The organism is Legionella sp. PC997, from assembly GCF_014109825.1.
GTDB lineage: Bacteria > Pseudomonadota > Gammaproteobacteria > Legionellales > Legionellaceae > Legionella.
Map to the genome: position 1 here is coordinate 2,189,751 of NZ_CP059576.1, position 22,770 is coordinate 2,212,520.

Consider the following 22,770-nt stretch of genomic DNA (forward strand, 5'->3'; position numbering starts at 1 on the left):
CGAAATCGCGCAAAGTGAGCCCCAAATCAATGAATAAATCAAATTTATGAATGTGCAATTTGCCACTGCCCCTTTAAGAAAAAGGGTTGTGTCCACTGCATTTGTAACTGCTCATTTTTACCCTTAAGGGATTTCGTTAATTGATTTGATTTCACGGTAACTGAATGTATTGAATTATCAATCTTTTTAATAGAAATTAAATTGCTTTTTTGATAGTTAATAAATTGGGGCAGTACGATCTCAACATTAGCGTCTGCAGCATCAACATCAATAATACAATCATCAGGATTAGCGACATACACAAAGTTTTCATTACTATGAATTGTCCTGTGTTTACAATGGTTTGCCGAGGTTACCAAGAGCTCATTTTCTTTATATTTATTAGCTTGAGCGAGACGATTCAAAAACTGGGCAAGATCACCACTATAGCCACATAAGTTAATGCGGACGAAGGCATCTGTAGCGCCCATCGAATTACCGTTATCTACAGCAACATTAAGATCTTGAAGCAGAACCTGCTCGCCAGTCATATTTGGAATGCCTGGGCTATTTAGCTTTGCAAAAAAAGTAGGACTACCTGGAATGCTTATGACCTCTGTTCCAGGATAACGCTTAAGCATCTCTGTTTTGACAAGATTATGTCGTTTTACAATGGTATTAAAAGCATCGGTGCGAAGAGCTTGCCCCCCATCAGGAAGTGCAACTAGAGCAGACATAAGATTTAACGCCTCAGCAACTCCTGGAGTGCTTTCTCCTGTTGTTAATTTCCATACATAAGAAAAGAAATTATGAAAAATACTCGCAGCATAGGCATCACTCATAGGAAACCACATATAACCAAGGCGATATCCTGGTCTACCCAGAGCTTTAGAAACGGAGTTAAATGCCAAAACATGTTTGCCCTCATTCCTAGCCTTAGAAAGCCAGTCAATATTTTCTTTAATATATCCCGTACCATCACTTCCATAAGTTGGAGAAGAAAAGACTAAATCCGCAATGATAATATTCGCTTGAGTGTAGGGCTTGCGAAATTTGCCGTCAGGATTATTGGGTGAGGTTACAAATTCGACTAAAATTTCATCTGGTTTTGGCTTCACTTCACTAGGATCATTAAACCCCTGAAAACGTGCATTTGGATAGGGTCGATAATTGACTGCGTGCTCATGGAAAGAATAAAAAGGAATTTTTTCAACAAATAGAAAGTTTTTTTGGGGTTCGGTCGCAGCGATAGCATAAACAAGAGCAAAAATAATTTGCAGCGATCCATTCGACGGACAAAAGGAATATTTTGTTTCATGAGGATCAAGAAACAATTCTTTATTACCGATACGCGCATGATAAGCTCGAAGTGTTTCATCAACATCATTAAAAAAAGCAATACTAGAAGGGATTAATAAACTATTTTCTCCAGGTTGACCCAAATAAACGGAGCTGTCATAGACATGCACTGCAGGAGGGTTAAGTAGGCCATACCGCTGGTACAATTCAGTGAACATGGGTGTCTCGTTGGGTCGCATGTAAATAAGAGGATCAGATGCATTGACCGAGGCAGTGAATAGAACAAACAATAAAAAAATCTTGAACTTTAATACTGCCTGCACAAAATTCGTGTTACGCATCCGTAATCTCCTATAATATGGATAAAATCCTTTTACTCATAGTTACAATAAGACTCAAAAGGATCAAGTTTTTTCTTTATAATTTGAGTAACCCCCACCCCATTGTCCTGAGCGAAGTTAGGAATCTCCTTGTGTAACACGCATTTTCTACCTCTATCGGACATTTGCTGAACCCGAGGATCATCCCTTCAAAACAGATAAACCGCATGCACATATTATTCGCGGAGGCACTGATATCCTGATAAGCCCGCGTGCCAGCGCAGATCCAGCCCTCTACATCAGTAAAATTACTTGAAGCGATCCTGCAGCATTTTGGTATTAATGACGCCAAAGTCAAGCTTGTCTATCTTCCAGGGAATGATCTGCATGAACTGGTCTTCTCAATTGGCAAGAACCAATTTACATCCAGTAAAACACATGCACTGCTCAAAAAATTAGGCTGGTTTTTTAACTAGGTATTCCTCATATTTAACTGTGATCTGAACGACGTATCACCTATCGTTGGAACACACTACACCACTTAGCTCATTGACATTCATTTTAATTATATGCCTATGAATGATAAACCTCCTCAATCTTTCTGGGTATACAATGAATCATGTATTTTCCAAGTATACATATTGACATTAAGTCGCTCATAAGGAAGATTGGGAAACTCAAAATTTTTCTTGGTAATAAGTTCAACACAACATGCAACAACGGCGGAATCATAGCGTTTTCCAGCACCTTCTTGTAACTCATTTAGCGTCGCTTCAATTGAGTTTTTAGGGCGGTATGGACGATGCGAGCTCATAGCTTCGAATACATCTGCGACAGTTACAATTTTCGTTTCAAAACGAATTTCATTATCCTTTAATCCATGTGGATAGCCGGAACCATCCAAGCGCTCATGATGATGCAAAATAATGTCGCTAATTGTTCGATTAAAGGCGACTCTTTTGGCAATTTGATACCCGACTTCGGGATGAATTTTTATAAAACCATATTCCAGTGGGGTAAGTTTTGCGGGTGAAACCAGAATTTCCATTGGTACGCGAGTTTTACCGATATCATGGATTAAAGCGCCCAAATAAATTTCATGGGTCTTTCTAGAGTTTAGGCCAAAATTTTTAGCTATTTCTTCGGCTAGTTTCGCTACACGAAACTGATGTCCTGCCGTAAATGGATCGCGTTGCTCTGTGATCGAGGCTAAGGACACAATGGTTTTGTCTAAAATATCTTGCAGTTTATGCTTTGCTTGCTGCAGAGATTGAGTCTTGTTTTTCACTAATTCCGACAAATGCTCTCGGTGCATTATCAATTCTTTATTGTTTTTTTCCAGGGTATATTTTTGATATAAATTCTCTAAAATAATGGAGGTGGAAATTGTGAAGCTATTAACGATTGGGTCATATAAATTGAATTGGTTAAAATCGCTAATTTTTAAGATAATCAATCCATAAAAAATATCTTTTGCAAATAGGGAATAAATTTGTATTTCCTTTTTTTCAATTGATTCACAAAGTTGGAAAAAATCAGCAAGGCTAAATGTTCCATTTTTCAAATCTATGGTTCCAATAAGCCTTGAGTGTAACTCTTTATCGCTTCGGTCTATATTTTTGATGAGACACACGTCACATTCATTTACGCCTGGTATGCTGCGGATAGTTTTCTCAAGATAAGGTTTGATTTGATCCGCATTTGTAAAAATAAAGAGTGCACTATGTGCAGCATAAAGCCTAAATAGAATTTGCTCGTTACGTGTTAAGCGGTTTTCACTATTCATTTTTTAAATTATTCATATGGTTATGCAAAAACTCGTCTGGTTTAATATATGCAGGGTTTTTAACAATTTGTCCATGCACAAACATGAGCGGGTGAACTTGGAGGACATCATAAATTAATCCGCCATCGAATTTATTTACATCATACTGACAAACTGCGGTAATCGGGTGTGTATCAAGGATTGTATTTATAAGGGCTTCATAAACTATTAACTGTTCAGAACCAGGAATATTTCTGCAAGACCATGTCATTTCCCCTGAAATACGAGCTCCAGAAAATCCTGCGGCAATAGACTGATCATAGTAATTTTTAAGACACGAAAGCATTTGCTCCGGTACAAAGTTTCCATCTGGACAATATACTGAGACAGCAGGAGAAATTTCAACCTGTTTGGTTTGTGGTAATTCTACATCCAATTCAGCGAGCCATGCTCTTACTTCTTCGGGTGTCATCGTATCTACGAAATATTCAATTTGTTCATTGTTGGCAATTCCAGATTCGATATATTTAGATATAACTCGACGTTTCTCAGATTCATCTCGATAAATAAGACACGCATGGGCTCCGTGTTTAAAATGCTTATAACCAAATCCTAAAGAGATATCTTTATCACGGTTCCTGGGCATTCCAAACTCTCCTTATTACCTTACTAGAACTATATTAGAGTATAGCTATAGTTTTTTATATTTTTTGTAACCCGTGGGTAATTTGGTATTTAAATCAAGATATCCCTCGATATAATCATCAGGAAGGAAAGTCCGAGATCATTACACCTTTTAGATTAACTAACTGATGCATCCGCATCATCCCTATCTAACAAAATAACACCTTAATCTTTTCTACCATATGTTGTTCGGTCTGCTGGCTTGGGAATGAACAGAATATCAAACATATAGACATCTTTCATCGATTGGCCAGCTTGCTCTGCCAAATTTTTAGGTAAGGTCATGTGAAAATTATGCTATTAGCAAATTTATTGCGCTCATAATCATTTGAATTAATTCAAATTCCCTCCGGGACGCCAAATGAATAAAATATTTCTGATTTTCTAGTCTACAGATACTTTTAATGTCCTAAACGTAATTGAGTATCGTAATTGTTTTACCGGAGCAATCCGATGTTCCCAATTCCAACGTATATCGCCGTCTAGAGTATAAGCCGAGCCCGGATTAAGTAGTAATTTATAGTGTTCCTTATGCTCTTTTCGTTTTCTAAAATGAATTAAAGTAGAGCTATTTAAGGAAATGCCGCAAATTGTCTCAAACACTGCAGCATCCCGATGCCAGCCAATTCCAGCATTAATAGGATATTCTGTAATTAACACTTCAGCAATTTTGTCGGGATGTACCTTTAATAACCCAGCACTTCGAATTTTAATTTCATTTAAAAACGCGGGGATGGGTTCAGCTTTTTTAACTGTTCGTCGCTCGTAATGATAATCCATTCCAAAATGAACAACTCGACGTTTTGCTATCTGGCCAAATAATGCCACTTGTTGCCACCTTAGCTCCTGAATATTTTGTAGTAGTTTTGCTTCTTCTTGTGGAGTAAGAAAGTCTGGCTCAAAAGAGAAACCAACTAAATTATTCATGATACATCCCGAGTACGAAAAAGAAGTTATTTATTTGCTTCTTTAATATTTCCCAATCATTATCCTGATCACTTCGATTTTTCATTTTAGCTTATCCGTGATTTTCTAATAAAGATTATAGCGAATTTATCAAGGCTAATTTACGTGATTTCTATTAAGAGGGTTATAATTATTGGAGACAAGTTAATGTTATTTATTGTATTATTTTGATACAATGTATTTTTTTTAAATGAAGTGACAATCTATGGATACACCCGAAAAGAGAGCTCTTTCCTTTTCAGCAACTCAAGAGCTTAGAGCACTGTTTGAGATCGACAGTACTAATAGAAAATCTGCTTGGTATAACCGTCTCATAACGTGCTTGCCCCACGCTATTTTCACTAGTGGTGAACCTGACATCATCTTCAATCCCGCAGGCCTTACCTACTATAATCTTGAACTTCCAGAATCCATCCCTGGAGACGGAAGTACTATAACAAGCTATACCATTCCTGAGCTAATCGATACTTTTTTAATTAATGAAGGGGTTGGCATAACCATCGAGGCGCGTAATCCCAGACAAGCCATCGACCTCAGCTATGGTGATGTCTTAGGTTTTCACCTCTATCGGACATTTGCTGAGCCCAAGGATCATCCCTTCAAAACAGATAAACCCCATGCACATATTATTCGCGGAGGCACTGATCTCCTGATAAGCGACGTGCCAGCGCAGATCCTGCCTTCTACATCAATAAAATTACTTGAAGCCATCTTGCAGCATTTTGGTATTAATGACGCCAAAGTCAAGCTTGTCTATCTTCCAGAGAATGATCAGCATGAGTTGGTCTTCTCAATTGACAAGAACCAATTTACATCCAGTAAAACAAAAGCACTGCTCGAAAAATTAGGCTGGTTTTTACCTAGGTATTACTCATATTTAGCTTGTGATCTGAACGACGTATCCCCTATCGTTGGAACACACTAATCCAATTAAGCTCATTGTACATTGTACCATTCACCTGTTTTGAACGAGTCTTCGTTTAGTTTAGATGTTATGAAAGTTAATTGGAGAGGACTAATAAATGGTATAAATATTAGTAATATCACCATTATAAATAATAGAATCAGGTCTTATAAGGATCAAAAGATGTCGAAAGCGGTGTCGGATTAAATACCTGGTCTTCTTGTATTTTATCCTCTTCCTTTTGCTCAATTTTCTGGTCTTGCTTGACGGAGTCTACTTCTTTTTCTTCAGATTTAGTGTTTTTTGCTGAGGGTACTGGTTTAGTTAATAAGGGAGTAACATTCATTTGATGAAACATTTTTTGAGTACTATCAGTAGATTCCGAAACCCTCTCCTTCGCTAATTTAGATGGGTGTTCAACAGATTGAAGAATTGGCTCCAAAGTGGGGGTAGGTGTTTTTGTTTTGTATGCCATCTCTTTTAATTCAGATTTTAAGAGTCTAGGATTCATACCATGAAAATTTGTTCCATCCAACTCGTCCGCATTGCGGGCAAATCCATAGGTCGGAAAAAAATAATCCAGCCCGGGTTTTAGTATACTAGGTAAAATTTCATCTGCGAGAATATGTCCATTGGGTGATTTTGTCAGATAAACCGTAGCTTCAACACAATGTTTACTTAGAGGATCAATTACTGCCCCAACTCCCGAGCGAAATTCAGCGATGTTATTGCCCATATCACCGGTATGGTAAGCTCCTATAATTTGACCTTGGTTATTTTTTACCAGTCCTATTCCTAAACCCCAGGCGACAAGGTCTCTATCCTTGTTATCAATTTCTATCTTTTCAACCAGTTTACCAATTGATGTTGGGTTGGGGAAAAAGTCATTGTTCATAGAATCTGCAGGTGCTACAGGGTCAAAGGCATAATTTAATTTATCATCATTGATCCACGCTGTTATGAATTTGGCATATTCTTCTGCTGTTGTTTTTAGACTATTTGCAGCGATACCTTCAGGGCCATAGGTACTTTTAGACATCTTTAAAGGTCCAAATACGTGCTCTTGAGCTAATTTTTCAAGATTGATACCCGTTAATTCTTCAATCGCTATTTGCAAACATTCAATACCAGGTCCCGAATAGGCGTAGCTGGTGCCCGGTTTAAACTGGAATTGATACGGCGGACTAGCCACTATGGGTAAGCCTGTTGTATGTGATAAAACCATTTCAGCAGTTAATTGCTTTGCTTGTTCTTGATCACTGAATTGTTTTAGGAAAGGGTTATTATCGCCCTCAAGTACTTTTCCTTTGTCTTTAAAGACTGAGTACAGGGGGGTCTCTAAATCAAAATCTGTTTTAAATTTACCCGGCCAATCCTCTTCATTATTTGTTTTATTAACCTCAAGTAATTTTAAAACCAAATATGCGAATACAGGCTTACTTAGGGAAGCACATTGAAAAAGCGTGTCTTCTTTGACCTCACTTTGTACATCGTGATCGAGGATATTACCTACAGGGATCGGTGTAATATCACCTTTAGAATCAACAGTTGCAAAAGATGCACCGGTTATTCCTCCTTGTTGCATTATCCTTTCAATATTTATTTTGTTTCTCATTTTCGATTTTGGTATTAAAACTTTGTTCTCTTATTATAGACTAGCGTTTAATAGTCTTATTTTGCTTAAGCGAATTACCCAAAGTAAAATTTCTAATTAGGCAATTTATGATTGATTTAAGGCACTTTCTAACATACTCTCTGAAACTGTGATACAATTGCCCTCTAAATAAACATTTTGAACAATGTACAATATTATCTCCCCTACACTGATATCAATATATAAAGGAAAACAGCATGAGTTTTAAATCGTTAGGTTTAATTGAACCATTACTTCAAGCCCTTAACGAATTAAACTACAAGGAACCCTCCCCTATTCAAACTAAAGCGATTCCGACCGTATTATCAGGTAAAGACGTCCTTGCTTCGGCTCAAACAGGAACGGGGAAAACAGCAAGTTTCGTATTACCTATCTTACAAAAACTCAGTTCAAAACCTCGAGCTAAGAGCAACAGTACTCGTGTGCTCATTCTTACTCCTACTCGTGAATTAGCCAGTCAAGTACATGAGAGCATCCTTGAGTATGGGCGACATTTATCACTTCGCTCTGCGGTAGTATTTGGTGGGGTTAAAATTAACCCTCAAATGATGAAATTACGTTCTGGTGTTGAACTTCTAGTCGCCACCCCCGGACGTTTACTGGACTTGCATCAACAACGAGCCATACAATTCGATGAAGTGGATACATTAGTCCTGGACGAAGCAGATAGGATGCTGGATATGGGCTTCATTCATGATATGAAACGAATTATTAAACACCTACCAAGAAATCGCCAAAACCTCATGTTTTCGGCAACGTTTACAGATGAGATTCGTACTCTTGTCAAAACCATTCTAAACCATCCTGTAGAAATTGATGTTACGCCTCGAAATACAACCGTAGTTAAAATCAAACAAACAGTCCATCCGGTGGATAAAAGCCGGAAAGCCGCTTTACTGAGCCATTTGATCCATAAAAACAAATGGGGGCAAACTTTGGTATTTTCTAAAACCAAACATGGTGCAAACAAATTAGTGAAGCAATTGGAAGAGGCACAAATCCATGCTGCGGCAATTCATGGCAATAAATCACAATCACAACGTACTAAAGCCTTAGCAGAATTCAAATCAGGTGAGTTACATATCTTGGTGGCCACAGATATTGCAGCTCGAGGCATTGATATTGATCAATTACCTTGTGTAGTTAATTTTGATTTACCTCAAGTTGCTGAAGATTACGTCCATCGTATCGGTCGAACGGGTCGCGCTGGGGCTTCAGGATTAGCCATCTCTTTAGTTTGTGCCGATGAAGTCAATCAATTACATGCTATAGAAAAACTAATTCAACACAAATTAAACCGGATTGAAATTGAAGATTTTGAACCCAATCATAATGTCCCTCAAACCATTCCTTCTTCGAAACCTAAAAAACCTGTTCACAAGAATAAACCCACCTCAATGTTGAACAATCCAGGGAAAAAACGATTTACAAAGAACGCAGGTAAGAAGAGCTCCAAGACTTAGAATAAGGATTAATTCCGCAATTTAATTTGAAATGATGAGACCTTGTTGGATGGCTTGGATACGAAATTATAAATTTATAACCAATATAAGGGTTTAGAATCCAATAGCTAAAACATCAATAAATAGAATCAAATATGGATACCTCCACAAAGTGAATAAATTTTTTTCACACTTGCAATCTTGGTCAAATCGAGAGAGGATAAAAAAAAGTTCTCACAATAAATAAAAATGAATCTATATGTGCCAGTGGTGGAAATAACTCCGGTAGGAGAACCTGTTACACAAACAACATCATCTTCTTTCGCATCCCTGTTTGTGGGGGCTCAAATTTTAAGCATAATCGTTGGCGCCGTATTTCTTTTTATAGCATTTTATATGCTTCGCCCCAGAGAAAGAGAACAAAGACGCATCCAAGATCAATTTATGTTTTACTTGATCTTGGGACTTTTTTTCATTTTTTTCTTTTTTCTACTCGAATATTTAGCATAATTGAGGTGAAGGCATAACTAAGCAAGGATATTGAAATTACCTCCAGCTGGATATTAATTTTTCTACGCTTTTAATCAAATTAAGCAATTGGTAAAACGAATAATTAGGGAATTAACCCTGCTCTAAATTTTGAGTACTTAGAGTGATTGATCTATGCCTAACATAGGTATTATGCTTGATGAATAAAACAAGAAGAAATAAGCGGAGCCTAATTAGGAGCGTGGGATGCAAGAACAAATCAATCTCCTAAGCTCATGCAGAAGTTTGTTGTTTTTTTTATTATTCCTAACTTATACAACTCCATTCGCAGCAATTGATACTACACTTGCCAGCGAACCTCCAACTGTAGGTAATTTTTCTTTACCCACTTCACAACAGCCAGGCCCATTTTTTTCCTTTGGTCAAAATATCGTTGATAAAAATCAATTAATCGTTTCATTTAATCCCGATTATTTATATAGTCAAAGTCAGCGTATCTTAGATGTAACCCCTTCCCTCCTTTACGGAATTACAAACACAGCTTCTTTATTGCTTACACTACCTGTTGCTTTGAGTTATATAAATGACAACCAAAACTTATCAGGCATCAGTGATCTCGAGCTTGATTTAGAATATGCTTTCTATAATCAGGACAACTCAAAATATTCAGATCAAGCCACTATTATTTTTTCTCCTACCTTTCCCATCAGCACCTTGGATTCAATTTCTAAAAAACAGGATCCTAGTAAACGAGTATCAGGATTTTCCAAAAAAAATAGCCCTTCAAGTTTTAATGCTATGACTTATTTTATTGGCGCTACTTACTCTCGTACTCTAATTGATTGGTATGGCTTTATTGCACCAGGGGTTTTATTTATCGAGAAACAGGATTCTATACAGCAAGGCACTCAATACTATTATAATTTGGGAATAGGTCATATTATCAAAAGCTTAGAAAAAAAATATATATGTTCTGGATTGCTCGAATTTAATGGTGAGTATAGTGAGAAAACCCAATTGGCCTCGCATGTTGTTCCTAATACGGGAGGCAATATCATTTATGCGACTCCCTCGCTTTGGTTTTCCACACCCAAACTCATTGTTCAGGTCGGTATTTCTTTACCTGTTTCCCAGCATTGGTATGGTACTCAGGCTAATATCTCTTACTATGCAAGCAGCATAATCACATGGACTATTCTTTAGAAATTTTAGTAAAAACTACTGCTAAAACTCTCTTGAGCATGTAAATATCAGGGTAAATAAATTCCATCTTGTATTATTTATTTCACAACAAATCAATAGAGCGTGCCAGAGACTGAATTCTTACTCAAACTACATTATGTAGGCCCAAAAATCACGAGGGAATCCTATTTATTTAAAATGTTGCAATGGTTAATAAGTATTAATACTGCCTTAATATTGATCAAATACAATACCAGTTACTCATCCGTAAAATAAAGTAAGAGGTAATGTATGCAATCAAAATTTAATTTTGACATGGGCTTTGATTTTTCAAATGACGATGACCCTCCGGAAGTTAAAAAGGAAGATTCTAGTATAAGTAGTGAGCAAACTATAACTTCAAGTGAAAACCAATCTTCTGGTACTGGGGAGGCTCCAAATCAGGCTGAAAATCTTGATTCTTCTAGAGAAAACAACCCGACTCCTACTCAAGTTACACAAGAGGTCGACGGCATTCCTGTGGAAGACTATTTTGATACAGATTACAACAAAACAGAGCAAGAATTGCAAACTCAATTTGGTGAGACACCCAGCTTTTATGCAAGTGATAGCAGTAATTCATCAACCAGCTCAAGCAGTTCAAACAGTTCAGAGAAAAATGGCGATCCATGGGCAGGAGCTAAACTTCTATTAACCCCCATCACCTTTATTGCAAATATTATATCTACTCCTTTCAACATATCGAAAAATACCCCTCCCAGTACGGAGCAGGAAAAATCGATAGATGAAGTTCCTAACCCAATATTCGATGTTAATTTTGATGGAGTAGATTACGAGGAGCATCAAAAAGGTGTGAGCTCAACAAATAAAATTATAGGGGCGATGGTTGATACGGTTAAAGGGGCGTCACAAACAAATATTGAAGAATGTAAAAACCATAAATTTCAATATCCGGAACGAGAAAAACTTCATAAGAAAACTGGTGGTACAGATAATATTGAAATGGTTGGTGTTAACGTTTTTCTCGATAAAAGTGGAAAACCTTTATTACCTGGAGCTCGCAAGTCATTAAAGCAACATGCAAACGCTAAACAAGAATCATTCAAGGAAAATAATTCAGAAATTCATCCTCCTAGTGAAGCAACCTCACATGCCCTAAAAGAATTTGAGATTGCCCATGAATTTGGAAAAGGCGAGGATCATTATGACAAAGCAGGCAGCCTAATTCACACCGGGAAAGGTATTGTTGAATTATCATCACTTGATTTAGAGTCCCTTCAGGGAGGCGTCACTTCTCAACCAGGTTTTGTTACTAAATCCCCTAGTTCTGCCTATTTAATAAATAAAATCAGAGAACGTTCTGATAAGGCGCAAAAAAAGGACAATAGTACAATTACTAGTACTACTTCTAGTGAAGAGCTTGAGAAAAATTCGAGTGATGTTTCATCTCAGAAAAAAATATAGCAACCTAACCCTCTAATGAAGACTATATAAGTCTTCATTAGATCTTTTCGTAGCTCTTTTTATACTTACAGCTATAAATTTTTGTTAAGAGCTCACCAGTAACGTATTAGAAAAGTCATTTTATGGTAATAAATTCCTCACTGTGTTAACATAATGACATGCTATCCATCTAATAGTATAGGAGGAATTGAATATGGACGATGCGTTTGGCGATCCAGGTATTGTAAATGATGTTCGAGACTCACTCTCAGCTGCTACTGTCCCTTTGCCATTAGAATCTGATACTCAATCTGGAATTCCCGTGAGTGATTATTTAGATACCGATTATAATGTACTCGATATTGAATATCAGGAAACATATGAAAGCTCACCTAGCTTACCTGAGACCAACAGCAGCGATCAGGAACAGTCATTAGGTAGTAGTAATGAAATATATAACGCAGTGGCTCAGTCAAATTCGAGTTCATTACTTACGCCAATTAATCTCGTTTTCAATTTTGCTGCAGCTCAATTCTCCGCTTTGAAAAATGCTGTTTCAAGTCGTTTAGACTCAAATGAACCCCAATTTGAAGAGGTCAACCCTGAATCAGATGCGAGTTCACCAAAAAAAATCGTAACCTCTCTTCTTGTAACTCCCCAACCCCCTTCCTCGGATAAAACCTTTACAACCCAAGATGAAATTTTAGATGAAGTAGGTGCATCCGCTGATGAAAATGGTATTTGCTCGCCAGTAGTGAATTTATATTTTGAGAAAAAATTAGGTCTTCGAGATGATAGTTTTATGACAGGAAGCGCAGAACATATTTATAAAGAGGCCATTAAAGAAAAATTACACCAAATTGATCTGATTCATCAGGGCAAAGACGGTTTGCATGCAGTATTCGTAGATCATAATATTCCTTATAAGACGAAACAAGTTAAAGCGAGTGAAAATAAAAGTGAGGAAACTGTGCAAGCCTTACTCCAGGATTACGATCAAGCATTAATTACTTATCCTACAGTCAGTAAAGATGGAGAACGGGACAGACACCAAATTTATGTGGAAAAAATTGGTACTCAATGTTCCCGTTTTGATGTGAATAAGAAAGGTGGCGTTGAGGAAATGCCCTGTACTTTGTTTTACCAGAAACTTGCCAAGAAAATTGGCAAAACACATGATGAAAATGAGGATGAGGAAGTAATCATTGCAGGTATAAAAAAATAATAGTCAATGGTTAAGCGAAGGAAAGCGTACGATGCATTATCATTTGTGAATCTTAGTTCATATCCAATTTAAATATCACTAATTGTCATTTAAATTGGATACATTGAGTTTTTGACCATCCCCTGTTCTGCTGGATTAATTGAACCTACAATTGCTATTGGATTGGGCAAAATTCCATTACTAAAAATTTCACATTAATTTAAAATAGTACTCGAAATAAATGGGCAAAATGATGTAAAATTGAGCAATGTTTTAATATGCAGGATAGAGTTCTTTGAAATCGATTGATATAGAAAAAAGCTTGCACGCATTGGAAGCACGTGTATCAGTAGTTGAAAAAATTAATGGCATTACTTCAGCCTCACCCAAACAAACTAGTTTTTTTAAAAGTAAACTAATGCCCCATCGTTCAACAGATAAACCAATGTCAGGAAATTGGTTGGGGTTTGTAGCTTCAGTTTGTTTTATCCTAGCAGCGTGCTTCATTGTTAAATTATCAATTGAATCCGGATGGTTAACTCATGAAAAGCAACTTGGAGTAGCTACATTATTGGGTATGGCCCTATTTACCGGTGGAATAATAATTTCAAGCGCTGATCGAATATATGCTTGCTTTTTACCCGCTGCAGGAGCTACCGTACTTTACTTAACATGTTTTGCTGCCTACCAGTATTATTTGCTTATCTCATTTCAAACCGTCATTGCCTTATCAACGATTATTTCCGGAGTCTCTATCTGGTTTTATTTACGATTTAAACATGATATTTATGCGATAGTTGCGGCCCTAGGCGCATATATCGCCCCTCTTGTTGCTGGTGTTGAAAATAACGCTATATTTTCTTTGTATTATTTCACCATTTGCTCTTTGAATTTCGCAACCCTTGCTATTTGGGTGGAGTCACGCACTTTAACCATGATTTCAGCTTACTTAGCGATCTCAATTACAGCAGTGGTAGGATTAAAACTCCATCAGGATGTGTTAATTGCAACTGTACTTGTCATTAATTTTCTCATTTACTCAGTTGGTACTCTATTTCATACGCAGTTGACTAAGAAACATCTCACTGAGAAAGAATCTTGGAGTCTTTTCCCAGTATTATTAATTTTCTATGCTATGGAGTATTATTATCTAAGCCGTATTGACCCTACTTTGGCTTCTTGCGTTTCTCTAGCCTCAGCGGCTCTTTTGGTTGGGCTATATTACTCAGCGAAACGATGGTTTCCTGAGCGGCGTTTTAATAGCCGTAATGTATTGTTAACCTTTGTAACGCTTGTTTGTTTCCACTCGATCTATCTTGGCCTAATTCCTTTAAGTCTAAAACCATGGCTTTTTGCTGTAATTATTTTTGGATATACCTTTTTCCATTCAAAAATTAAATCGATTCAATGGAGTATTCCCTTTTTAATTCCATTCGTAGCGCTTTCTGCTATTTTGGGAATTGAATACCTTAACATACTAAGTCACTTAATTAGTAGTAATGAGCTAATTTGGTCTGTAGTAGCTTGTGTTTCTTTTGCCAGTATTTGGTTTTTATTAATCCAAAACCACAAAGATTTAGCTCAAAAAGAAGAATATTGTTATGTTTTACTGGCTGCTTCACATCTCCTTGCAATTATGAGTCTTTACCAACTGACCATCGAATACAGCACCTTAGCTGTATCTGCTTCCTGGCTAGCATACGTACTTATCATATTGCAGGTTTCAACTCTGAGAAACAATGTACTTATTGCCAAATCGGTCCTCCTCGTTTTATTTTTTGCTGCAGGTAAAGCATTACTTTATGATGCATCATCCACACCAACAATTATCCGTACATTATCTCTGATTCTTACGGGTATTGTTTTATATGCTTCAGGACTTGTTATTAGGAAAAAAACAAACTGGAAAGGTAAACTCATTTAGTAATTGCTCATAACTCATAAGCTGCAGAGGAATGCAGTAATTATGAATAAATGAACATGGCCCCTATTTATTACTAAATTCAGATAGTTGCTTTCGGGAGCAGCTATCTAAGGAAGTAGTCATCCATAATTATGGAGTAAATCCTTTTTTAAACCGAGGATTAACACCAGAACCCATATTTATTGTACAACAAGACTTTGTTTTGGTAATTTTTTTTCATTCATTTTAAGTCGATTTAAATTCATTAAACTCAACAAACCAATCAAAAATAGCAAACACATGAAAGAATTTGAATCTGTGATACCCATTGCACTGGTAATAAAACTAAATAGTGCAGAGCAATTAAATTGACAGAAAAGGGTTAAAGCTAAAGCCAAACCCATTTGTTTAGGAAATGGACGCACCACAGCAGAAGTTGCGCTCGCAACAATAAATCCAGTCCCAAAATAATAGATCATCATTGGGATAATAAAGATAAGGTAAATGGTGTCAGACATTAGAGAAATTACCCACATTAAAAATGCTGAGAAAGCAAAAGAATAAACTCCAAATGCAGTGAGTTGTCTACTAGAAAAATATTGAGTAAGTACACCACAGCACGCTGTTCCTAATAAATGCATTATTGCCATAGTTGTTTTTGCAAACCCATATTGGTTATAAGTCCATTGAGCACCTTTAATTAAAATAAACGATGCAGAAGTATTAAAGGCGGATTCACCAGCCATCATGAGTGCAGAAATAAATAAATACCCAACAAAAATTGGATGTCGGAAAACTGTATTTATTATTTCTTTTAAATTCAAACTTGTTGAATCCTTAGGTTTAGTCTCTTTCATTCCGATACTCAACGGAAATAGTAACAGCGCATATAATGCAATGATTATTGATGCAGTCTGCCAACCCCAATGACTATTAATTAAGCTTCCCAAAAAAGGTAAAAAGCAGATTAAAAATCCTCCGAAAGTGAAGCACCAAGCAAAGTATTGCGTTGCATGCTGTTCATCATGACTGTCATTAATCATTGCCCTTCCCATAAGTAGGGTCGCTCCTACAGCCAATCCTTGGAAAAATCGGCAAAACAATAAAGTTTCAATAGAGGGGCTCCATGCCGCAAAAAAATTAAAGAGCGAATACAATAATAAACCCCACATAAATACAGGTTTTCTACCATAGCGTTCGGAAAGAATTCCCCAAAAGATCATACTCAATGCTTTACCCAATAAGAAAAGACTAATGGTTAATTGAGCGATGCTTGGTTTTACCATGAAAAACTCAGCTAGTTTAGGCAGAGCTGGAGTAAGAAAATGAATATCTAGATTCCCAAAAAACCAGCTAAATAATATGAGCAGAAGAACTTTATAGGTCATGATGCTGATCAGAATAAATATTAGACATCTGAGGTATTGGATTGGTAAAAAATCCATGAAGCCACAGTACCATCAAAGCAAATAAACCATAAAGGCCAGAAATAATTATAAAAAGTGATGAGTAAGACAGCCAATTGATCAGCATACCTCCGAGTAACAAACCAATAAGATTACCTAGTTTGGCAAAAGAGTTGGCAAGACCAAGCGCATAACCCGGTAAAGAGTAACGGTCACTCAAAAGACTAAATAATGCAGGTAGTAAAGCAGCTAACACCCCCCCCCATAGAATTCGGAGGCTTCCAAAAACGATAAGATTGTTTGTGCTAGCCTGGCATAGCATAAGAATGAAGCCTAAACCACTGTAACGTAATAAATAACGATGGACTAAAAAAGGATTCGATCTGCATTGATCAAACTGACGTCCGCACCATTCCGAACTCAACAACATTCCAACTGCGGGAAACGAATAAACTAAGCCAATGAAAATTAAATTCGAAGAAAACGAATCATTTACGAATAAAGATAATCCTGGATCGGGTAAAAATTTGATGATTTGGGTTAATGTAATTAAAAAACAAATCATGTATATAGGCTTGGAGTTAAACGTCACCTCATTGGGTTTTTGATCTATATTTGCTCCTACGTTTTTGGGGATAATGGGTAGGTAATATTGCATCACAAGGGTAATAGTGAGACAAACAACCGTTGCTATGGCATATAATCCTTGATAATTAGTAAACGATAAGATAATCCCCCCTGCAAAACCCGCTAGAGTTGTAGCAATCGCCTTTGCTGATTGCAAGCGGGCTAACTGTCGACTTTTATAGTGCCATTCACAGAAGCTTAATGAATAGGTTTGCATGGCCACGATAAACCCTGCAAAAGCGCCCTGGAACACCCGAATGATTAAAATCCAGCACAGAGAGTTCACAAAAATCATAGCCAGTTGGCTAAATACTAAAGCCCAAGCGGCACGCATGAGCATGAGCTTATAACCGTAACGATCCGCAGCACGCCCCCAAATCGGTGTCATAATAATATTTGCAAGCATAGGAAGTACCAAACTGAGCATGCTGTAAAATACTGCATTCTGCCGTGATAACTCGTCCTGTGAGGCAATCAACAAGGATAAAAAAGGGTTTGTCATTTCTAAAGCCAAAATCATAAAAAATTGACTGATTAAGAGAAGCGACTGCATTGATTTAGGCATAAGCTCTGCTCAAAGGATTTCGAATCATAGAGTAAAGATCTTGGTCTTGATCTTCATGGAGTCGCATAGCAAGCAAACATTTTTGCTGCCAAGGTTCAACAAGTAATTGTTGGCGATACCAATGATGGATTCGAGGCTCAATTTCTGGTCGCAATTCTTCTAACAGATGATCTATAATTTGGCGTATCTTTCCCCACAGCATCGATTTAGGAAGCTTATAATCCACACTCAAGCAGTCAATCCCATAAGCCAAATTACTCAGTAAATTACCGTGTATGAATTTATAGGTTAACTCATTTAACCCAGAGCAAGTTATTGTGGAATCAGGATGTAATGCTGGTTTTGCTACCCTATCATAGAATACGTGAGTACAAATTTTTATACCGCCCAAGTCACGCAGTACAAGACCCGAAGGACGATGTGCTTGAAAAATAACCAAAGTATTTTGTTGGTGAGCCTCTAAGGCAATTCCATAACATAATAATAAGTGCAGTTGACTTGCCAAAACACACCGGCAATAGTCCATAAAGTAACCTATTGGAGTACTTTGACTAAGCTCAATAAGTTCACTAAATAATGATTTTTGACTTAGTGGTGAACGTTTAAAGAGCGATGCAAGCGGCACCAGTTTCTGGTTTAATCGGAGCCATTGCAAAGGATTTTCACGGACTATAAGACCAAAATGTTTTTTTTCGTCATGAGGAATAGATGAATGTATCGCGTTGATCCCCGCTAAATCCCGAGCTAAAAATAATTGGCCCTTATAATATTGATTTTGTGTCAGTAACTCATTAATCCATTGCGAGAGTGCAGACGAGTTATTTACCGAGGCAGGAGAAACAGTACGCAATGATGAAGTAGTATGAACACCCACTGCTAATTTAAGATGAGGACCATGTTTTGTAAGAGGCATCATCGTTCTAAATGACATCGATGGTTTGGTTTGTTGATGGATTGGGTTGAGTATAAATTGATGCTCATCAAATAAAGAGTTGACTACTGTTTGTAATTTATTAGTCCACTGCCAAGGATGGATAGGGAATGGGTAATAATCTTCTGGCTTCAATTTCTTTAATCGTAACGCTTCACTCCACAAGCTATATTCCTTGGAAAAATGATTACTAAACAGCCAATGAAAAGCAGACTTAGATGTTGAAATAAATGCAAGGGAGTGGTGAATGGCAGCCCAACCGATGGTTACTTCAGAGTTAAATTCCGGAGAATATTGCACAACCTCTTTACGATTAAATCCTATTTTGGCACGAAAATTGGGATGAGATGGATGCCCCATGCAACCCCATTGTTCTAAGAAATTAAGTATTTGTTGCTGACTGGAGTGTTCAGTTAACCAAGACCATAAACTTGCATATCCTTTGGCCTGCCGCCGAATTGTTTTATGCCATTGGTACTGATACGCAAGAGCTAAGGCTTGATTTGCAATACTTTCATTTAATTCTTCATGTAATGAATGCCAATGTTTGAATTGAGTTGTTTTATTTTCAGAATAAATTCTCAGAAGATCAAGATAAGTAGTAATGGAGTGACTCGTTATTTTTTTATCGATTAATCCTTCTGAAATGGCAGATCTTCGTAATCGATTAAAACACTGTTGATAAGATGCGAAAAGAAAATGTCCCATTTGTTTGGATGAAATAGGAAGATCAGTATTCGTTAACAAGGAACATAATTGGAAATTTAGTTCGCTAGCATAAGAATTCGATAAAATCATATATACCACCCTCTTTATTATCTTTCGATTAAAGTTGTTACTCTTAGAAACAACGTTCTAATTAGGAATCCGTTGAGAACAACAAAATGAGAATCATTATCATTTACAATATAAACGATAATGATTCTCATTTGCAATAATTAAAATGGGATTATTTAGGAGGATGGGGATTAAGTCATTTTGAATATAGTGCAGTAAAGAAAGTTCTAGAAGTTTAAAATGAGTTGCAAAGCAAATGTATTTACTTTGGCAGATGTACCCCAAATAGTTTTATTTAAACCTGATGCTTCGTCTTTGGAACTGTATTCATAATCTTTGAAATACTGAAATTGCACTGTAAGATAATCTTTAGGATAGGCCGAAAGTCCAACACCAATTCGTTGTTTGGGTATTCGTAAAGCTAAAGCCTCATAGGAATAATCATAAAATCCAATCAGTTTCCCCTGCATTTTTTTTATCCTCACGTCATAACTGCTTTGAATACTAAAGGCTTGGGGTTTTGCTCCTTCATTATTGTAACTGAGTTCTGAGTTTTGGAATGACTGAAGTGCTGTAACATAGGTTAAATAGGCGCCCATTTTTTTATAGTTCAAATTTATATAAGCAGCAAAACCGGGAACTTTACTGCGAATTGTGCGTCTTAAAAAACCCCCAAAACCTTTGTTGTATTGGAAAAGCTGACTCTCGGCTAAAGAATGGAGATAACTGCCACCTATATCATAATTTTTTTTATGTGTCCCTATATTTAAATTGTAATAAGGAAGATTAGATGAACGGACGCGTGTATATGGAGAAAACAAAGAGACGTTCATGTAATATTCTGAGTCGTACCCCATTGCTGCAACTAATTCATTAGTTTGCCCTAAAGCTTTAGTTAAAGGTTTGTAAATTAGCTCATTTTTATAATTACCAAAAGCAATCCATTTTTTCCCTCCCTCAAGATACCAATGTGAATGGGGATTTTTAAATTCGTTATACAGTTGATCAAAATAAAATTGAGGATTAATGGGAGTGGGTAATGTATTATAAATTAGTAATCCTTTCACCTTAGTCCAATCGTTCATCTGAATTTCAGAACCGAGTTTAATATTTGATAATTGCTGATTAAGTAAATATCTTTCTCCCTGAACTGCCGAATTGGTCGCATTAAAATATATATGCCCCTCATAGGAGAACCGCTTCGGATGCATTTGGAATAGTGCCGATTGTGCAAATACATTCAACGGAATCAGCAAAATTGCAGCAAAGATTGCACTTATCTTAATCATAATTAATAAAAATAGAGAAACACTGTACACATCCTAATTGATAATGATTATCATTATCAATTAGGATGTGTACAAATAGAGCTGAATTCTCAGTCTTTCACTTAAATTATTAGGAATGTTTGCACTGCAGTGTATGGAGAAGGGTTTTAAGAGCCTCAGATTGATTCTTGATAAATTATCGCCTATCAAACCTGAGGCTGAAAGATTTACAATTTAGTTTTTGAAATGGGTTAATAACTGCAAGGTTTTATCTTTAGATATTTGTCCAACAGAACTTAAATTAGCAAGCTGTTGCCCTTGCTTATCATAAAATAGCATTGTGGGAATACCATAAATGTGGAACGCTTGACGAATTTTCGCTACGGCATCTGTCTTTTCACTGATATCAACCCGCAGATTTACTGAACCTCGCATGGCCTCAATAACGGCTGCTTGATTGAAGACATGCTTATCCATAGCTTGACAATCACTACACCACCCAGCAAAAAACTCAATAAAAACCCGTTGCTGATGTGTCTTTGCTTCAGCTAACTTTGCATTCAATTCCTCAAGTGTATGTACCCTAGTGAATGGTGCTTGTGTCACAAACTTGTTATCAGGTGTAGGTATAAAAGCTTGATAAGCCAATGCGCCCGCCCCCATCATAGATAACAATGCCAGGCCTTGCAGGAACCGTCCTCCCAAACGATGTTCCTGACGAAAAGCACCAAAAATCCATGCACTTATAAGCAAGACAACAATCCAGGACAAATCAACCCAAAACGGAGGCATAACACGACTTAATAACCAGACTGCCATTGCAAGCATCATTATGGCAAATACATGTTTGATCCGCACCATCCAAGGGCCAGAACTGGGTAAAAAACGACCATACCCTGCCCCAACAATTAATAATGGCAGTCCCATTCCTAAAGCCAACACAAAGAGCAATAACCCCCCTTCCGCAACGCGATTGCTCTGGGCAATATAAGTGAGAATGCCAATCAAAGGTGCAGTGACACAAGGTGAAACGACCAAAGTAGACAAAGATCCCATCAAAGTTGCTGACAAAATACCATGTTGTTTTCGTTTGGGAGTGAATCGTGCAAAAATGGGTACTCGTAATTCAAAAACACCCAAAAGCCATAATGCCATGAATATAAATAAAATGCTGAAACTTCCAATAATCAGCGGTTGCTGCATTAGTGTTTGCACCGTCGACCCAAACCAAGCTGCCAACATTCCCGCAATAGCATAAGTCACTGCCATCCCCAAAACATAACCTAAAGATAATTTAAAGGCATGCCTTCCAGTATGAGCTTCTTGTCCTGTAATGATACTGGATAGAATCGGTACCATAGGTAAAACACAGGGTGTAAATGCCAATAAAACACCAAGGCAAAAGAATGCAGTCAAATAAAAAATCGGACTATGACTTTGGATAAACAACATTGTATCGGCAGGATTCGCACTGCTAATTCCTGATGCAAAAACAGAAAATGAGACAAATGCCATCAGCAATGACAAAATTAGTTTTTTCATTTTGATTCCTTAATAATTATTTTTGAATTGAAAAATAAATAAGAAATCAAATAGGAGGACGATAAATCTCATCCAAAGGAGAATTATATTTTGAAAAGATGAGTAAAAAGCCTAACAAACCAATGAGATTTCGCATTATCCATAACGAGCTCAAATGAAATTCATCCTGAAGCCAATAAGGAGCTGACACACAAATACTATTCATTATTTGTTGTACTGAACAAGGCGTAATTGCAAAAGAAACAACGGTTGGTGGAATCCCACTTTGTTTTGGGCAAGACGGTTTCTTAAGTGGTGTAAAAATAACAGCACTTATAACTAACAATAGGATCAGCAAACGATATTTGTACATTTGATAACCATAGCATAAAGGTCATCAATAAATCAATGACGAATGACAAAGCAAATCATGGTGTTTAT

The 22,770-nt window shown here is 36.9% G+C and carries 18 protein-coding genes; 7 read left to right on the forward strand and 11 right to left on the reverse strand.

Translation table 11 applies throughout. From position 1 onward, the window contains the following. Positions 1–44: 44 nt before the first annotated feature. The gene (locus tag HBNCFIEN_RS09410; RefSeq protein WP_182390848.1) at positions 45–1,619 is read right to left on the reverse strand and encodes an aminotransferase class I/II-fold pyridoxal phosphate-dependent enzyme; all 1,575 of its coding nucleotides are present in this window, start codon (positions 1,617–1,619) and stop codon (positions 45–47) included. A 251-nt stretch (positions 1,620–1,870) separates the two neighbouring features. Here HBNCFIEN_RS09410 and HBNCFIEN_RS09415 point away from each other — a divergent pair, with 251 nt between their 5' ends. Continuing rightward, positions 1,871–2,074: a hypothetical protein gene (locus tag HBNCFIEN_RS09415; protein ID WP_255464179.1), complete on the forward strand. Its 204-nt coding sequence runs from the start codon at positions 1,871–1,873 to the stop codon at positions 2,072–2,074. 116 nt (positions 2,075–2,190) lie between these two features. Here the strand turns inward: HBNCFIEN_RS09415 and HBNCFIEN_RS09420 are convergent, their stop codons facing one another. The 3 genes from HBNCFIEN_RS09420 to HBNCFIEN_RS09430 all read right to left on the reverse strand — a co-directional run bounded on the left by HBNCFIEN_RS09420 (position 2,191) and on the right by HBNCFIEN_RS09430 (position 4,974). Then, positions 2,191–3,384, reverse strand: coding sequence for an HD-GYP domain-containing protein (locus tag HBNCFIEN_RS09420; RefSeq protein ID WP_182390849.1), 1,194 nt, complete (start codon positions 3,382–3,384; stop codon positions 2,191–2,193). Next, positions 3,377–4,009, reverse strand: a complete 633-nt coding sequence (locus HBNCFIEN_RS09425) for an MEDS domain-containing protein (RefSeq protein WP_182390850.1) — start codon at positions 4,007–4,009, stop codon at positions 3,377–3,379. The genes HBNCFIEN_RS09420 and HBNCFIEN_RS09425 overlap by 8 nt, the downstream gene beginning before the upstream one ends. Positions 4,010–4,431: 422 nt before the next feature. After that, entirely contained in the window at positions 4,432–4,974 is a 543-nt protein-coding gene (locus HBNCFIEN_RS09430) for an alpha-ketoglutarate-dependent dioxygenase AlkB (RefSeq protein WP_182390851.1), read from the reverse strand. Between the two features lie 244 nt (positions 4,975–5,218). On the opposite strand from HBNCFIEN_RS09430, the gene HBNCFIEN_RS09435 reads away from it, so the two are divergent. Further along, positions 5,219–5,938 carry a hypothetical protein gene (locus HBNCFIEN_RS09435; protein ID WP_182390852.1) on the forward strand — a complete coding sequence of 240 codons (720 nt, stop codon included), beginning with the start codon at positions 5,219–5,221 and terminating at the stop codon, positions 5,936–5,938. 139 nt (positions 5,939–6,077) lie between these two features. Here the strand turns inward: HBNCFIEN_RS09435 and HBNCFIEN_RS09440 are convergent, their stop codons facing one another. After that, positions 6,078–7,502, reverse strand: a complete 1,425-nt coding sequence (locus tag HBNCFIEN_RS09440) for a serine hydrolase (protein ID WP_255464181.1) — start codon at positions 7,500–7,502, stop codon at positions 6,078–6,080. Between the two features lie 266 nt (positions 7,503–7,768). Here HBNCFIEN_RS09440 and HBNCFIEN_RS09445 point away from each other — a divergent pair, with 266 nt between their 5' ends. The 5 genes from HBNCFIEN_RS09445 (at position 7,769) to HBNCFIEN_RS09465 (ending at position 15,255) form a co-directional block, all read left to right on the forward strand. Further along, complete coding sequence (locus HBNCFIEN_RS09445; protein WP_182390854.1) at positions 7,769–9,034, forward strand: DEAD/DEAH box helicase; 1,266 nt, start codon at positions 7,769–7,771, stop codon at positions 9,032–9,034. Between the two features lie 714 nt (positions 9,035–9,748). Continuing rightward, positions 9,749–10,705: a hypothetical protein gene (locus tag HBNCFIEN_RS09450; RefSeq protein ID WP_182390855.1), complete on the forward strand. Its 957-nt coding sequence runs from the start codon at positions 9,749–9,751 to the stop codon at positions 10,703–10,705. A 270-nt stretch (positions 10,706–10,975) separates the two neighbouring features. Continuing rightward, positions 10,976–12,148: a hypothetical protein gene (locus tag HBNCFIEN_RS09455; protein WP_182390856.1), complete on the forward strand. Its 1,173-nt coding sequence runs from the start codon at positions 10,976–10,978 to the stop codon at positions 12,146–12,148. Between the two features lie 193 nt (positions 12,149–12,341). Continuing rightward, positions 12,342–13,352 carry a hypothetical protein gene (locus HBNCFIEN_RS09460; RefSeq protein WP_182390857.1) on the forward strand — a complete coding sequence of 337 codons (1,011 nt, stop codon included), beginning with the start codon at positions 12,342–12,344 and terminating at the stop codon, positions 13,350–13,352. 274 nt (positions 13,353–13,626) lie between these two features. Further along, positions 13,627–15,255 (forward strand): DUF2339 domain-containing protein, encoded by a 1,629-nt coding sequence (locus tag HBNCFIEN_RS09465; protein ID WP_182390858.1) that lies wholly within the window; start codon positions 13,627–13,629, stop codon positions 15,253–15,255. A 179-nt stretch (positions 15,256–15,434) separates the two neighbouring features. On the opposite strand, the gene HBNCFIEN_RS09470 is transcribed toward HBNCFIEN_RS09465, so the two are convergent. From HBNCFIEN_RS09470 to HBNCFIEN_RS09495, 6 genes are all read right to left on the reverse strand, one after another. Then, entirely contained in the window at positions 15,435–16,622 is a 1,188-nt protein-coding gene (locus tag HBNCFIEN_RS09470) for an MFS transporter (RefSeq protein ID WP_182390859.1), read from the reverse strand. Further along, on the reverse strand, positions 16,612–17,832 hold the full coding sequence (locus HBNCFIEN_RS09475; RefSeq protein ID WP_182390860.1) for an MFS transporter: 1,221 nt from the start codon (positions 17,830–17,832) through the stop codon (positions 16,612–16,614). The genes HBNCFIEN_RS09470 and HBNCFIEN_RS09475 overlap by 11 nt, the downstream gene beginning before the upstream one ends. Further along, a complete protein-coding gene (locus HBNCFIEN_RS09480) occupies positions 17,825–19,561 on the reverse strand; it encodes an IucA/IucC family siderophore biosynthesis protein (protein WP_182390861.1) in 1,737 nt (578 codons plus the stop codon). The genes HBNCFIEN_RS09475 and HBNCFIEN_RS09480 overlap by 8 nt, the downstream gene beginning before the upstream one ends. 206 nt (positions 19,562–19,767) lie before the next feature. Next, on the reverse strand, positions 19,768–20,829 hold the full coding sequence (locus tag HBNCFIEN_RS09485; protein WP_182390862.1) for an LbtU family siderophore porin: 1,062 nt from the start codon (positions 20,827–20,829) through the stop codon (positions 19,768–19,770). A 213-nt stretch (positions 20,830–21,042) separates the two neighbouring features. Next, on the reverse strand, positions 21,043–22,350 hold the full coding sequence (gene dsbD, locus HBNCFIEN_RS09490) for a protein-disulfide reductase DsbD (RefSeq protein ID WP_182390863.1): 1,308 nt from the start codon (positions 22,348–22,350) through the stop codon (positions 21,043–21,045). Positions 22,351–22,396: 46 nt separating this feature from the next. Beyond that, the gene (locus tag HBNCFIEN_RS09495) at positions 22,397–22,702 is read right to left on the reverse strand and encodes a hypothetical protein (protein WP_182390864.1); all 306 of its coding nucleotides are present in this window, start codon (positions 22,700–22,702) and stop codon (positions 22,397–22,399) included. Positions 22,703–22,770: the final 68 nt, after the last annotated feature.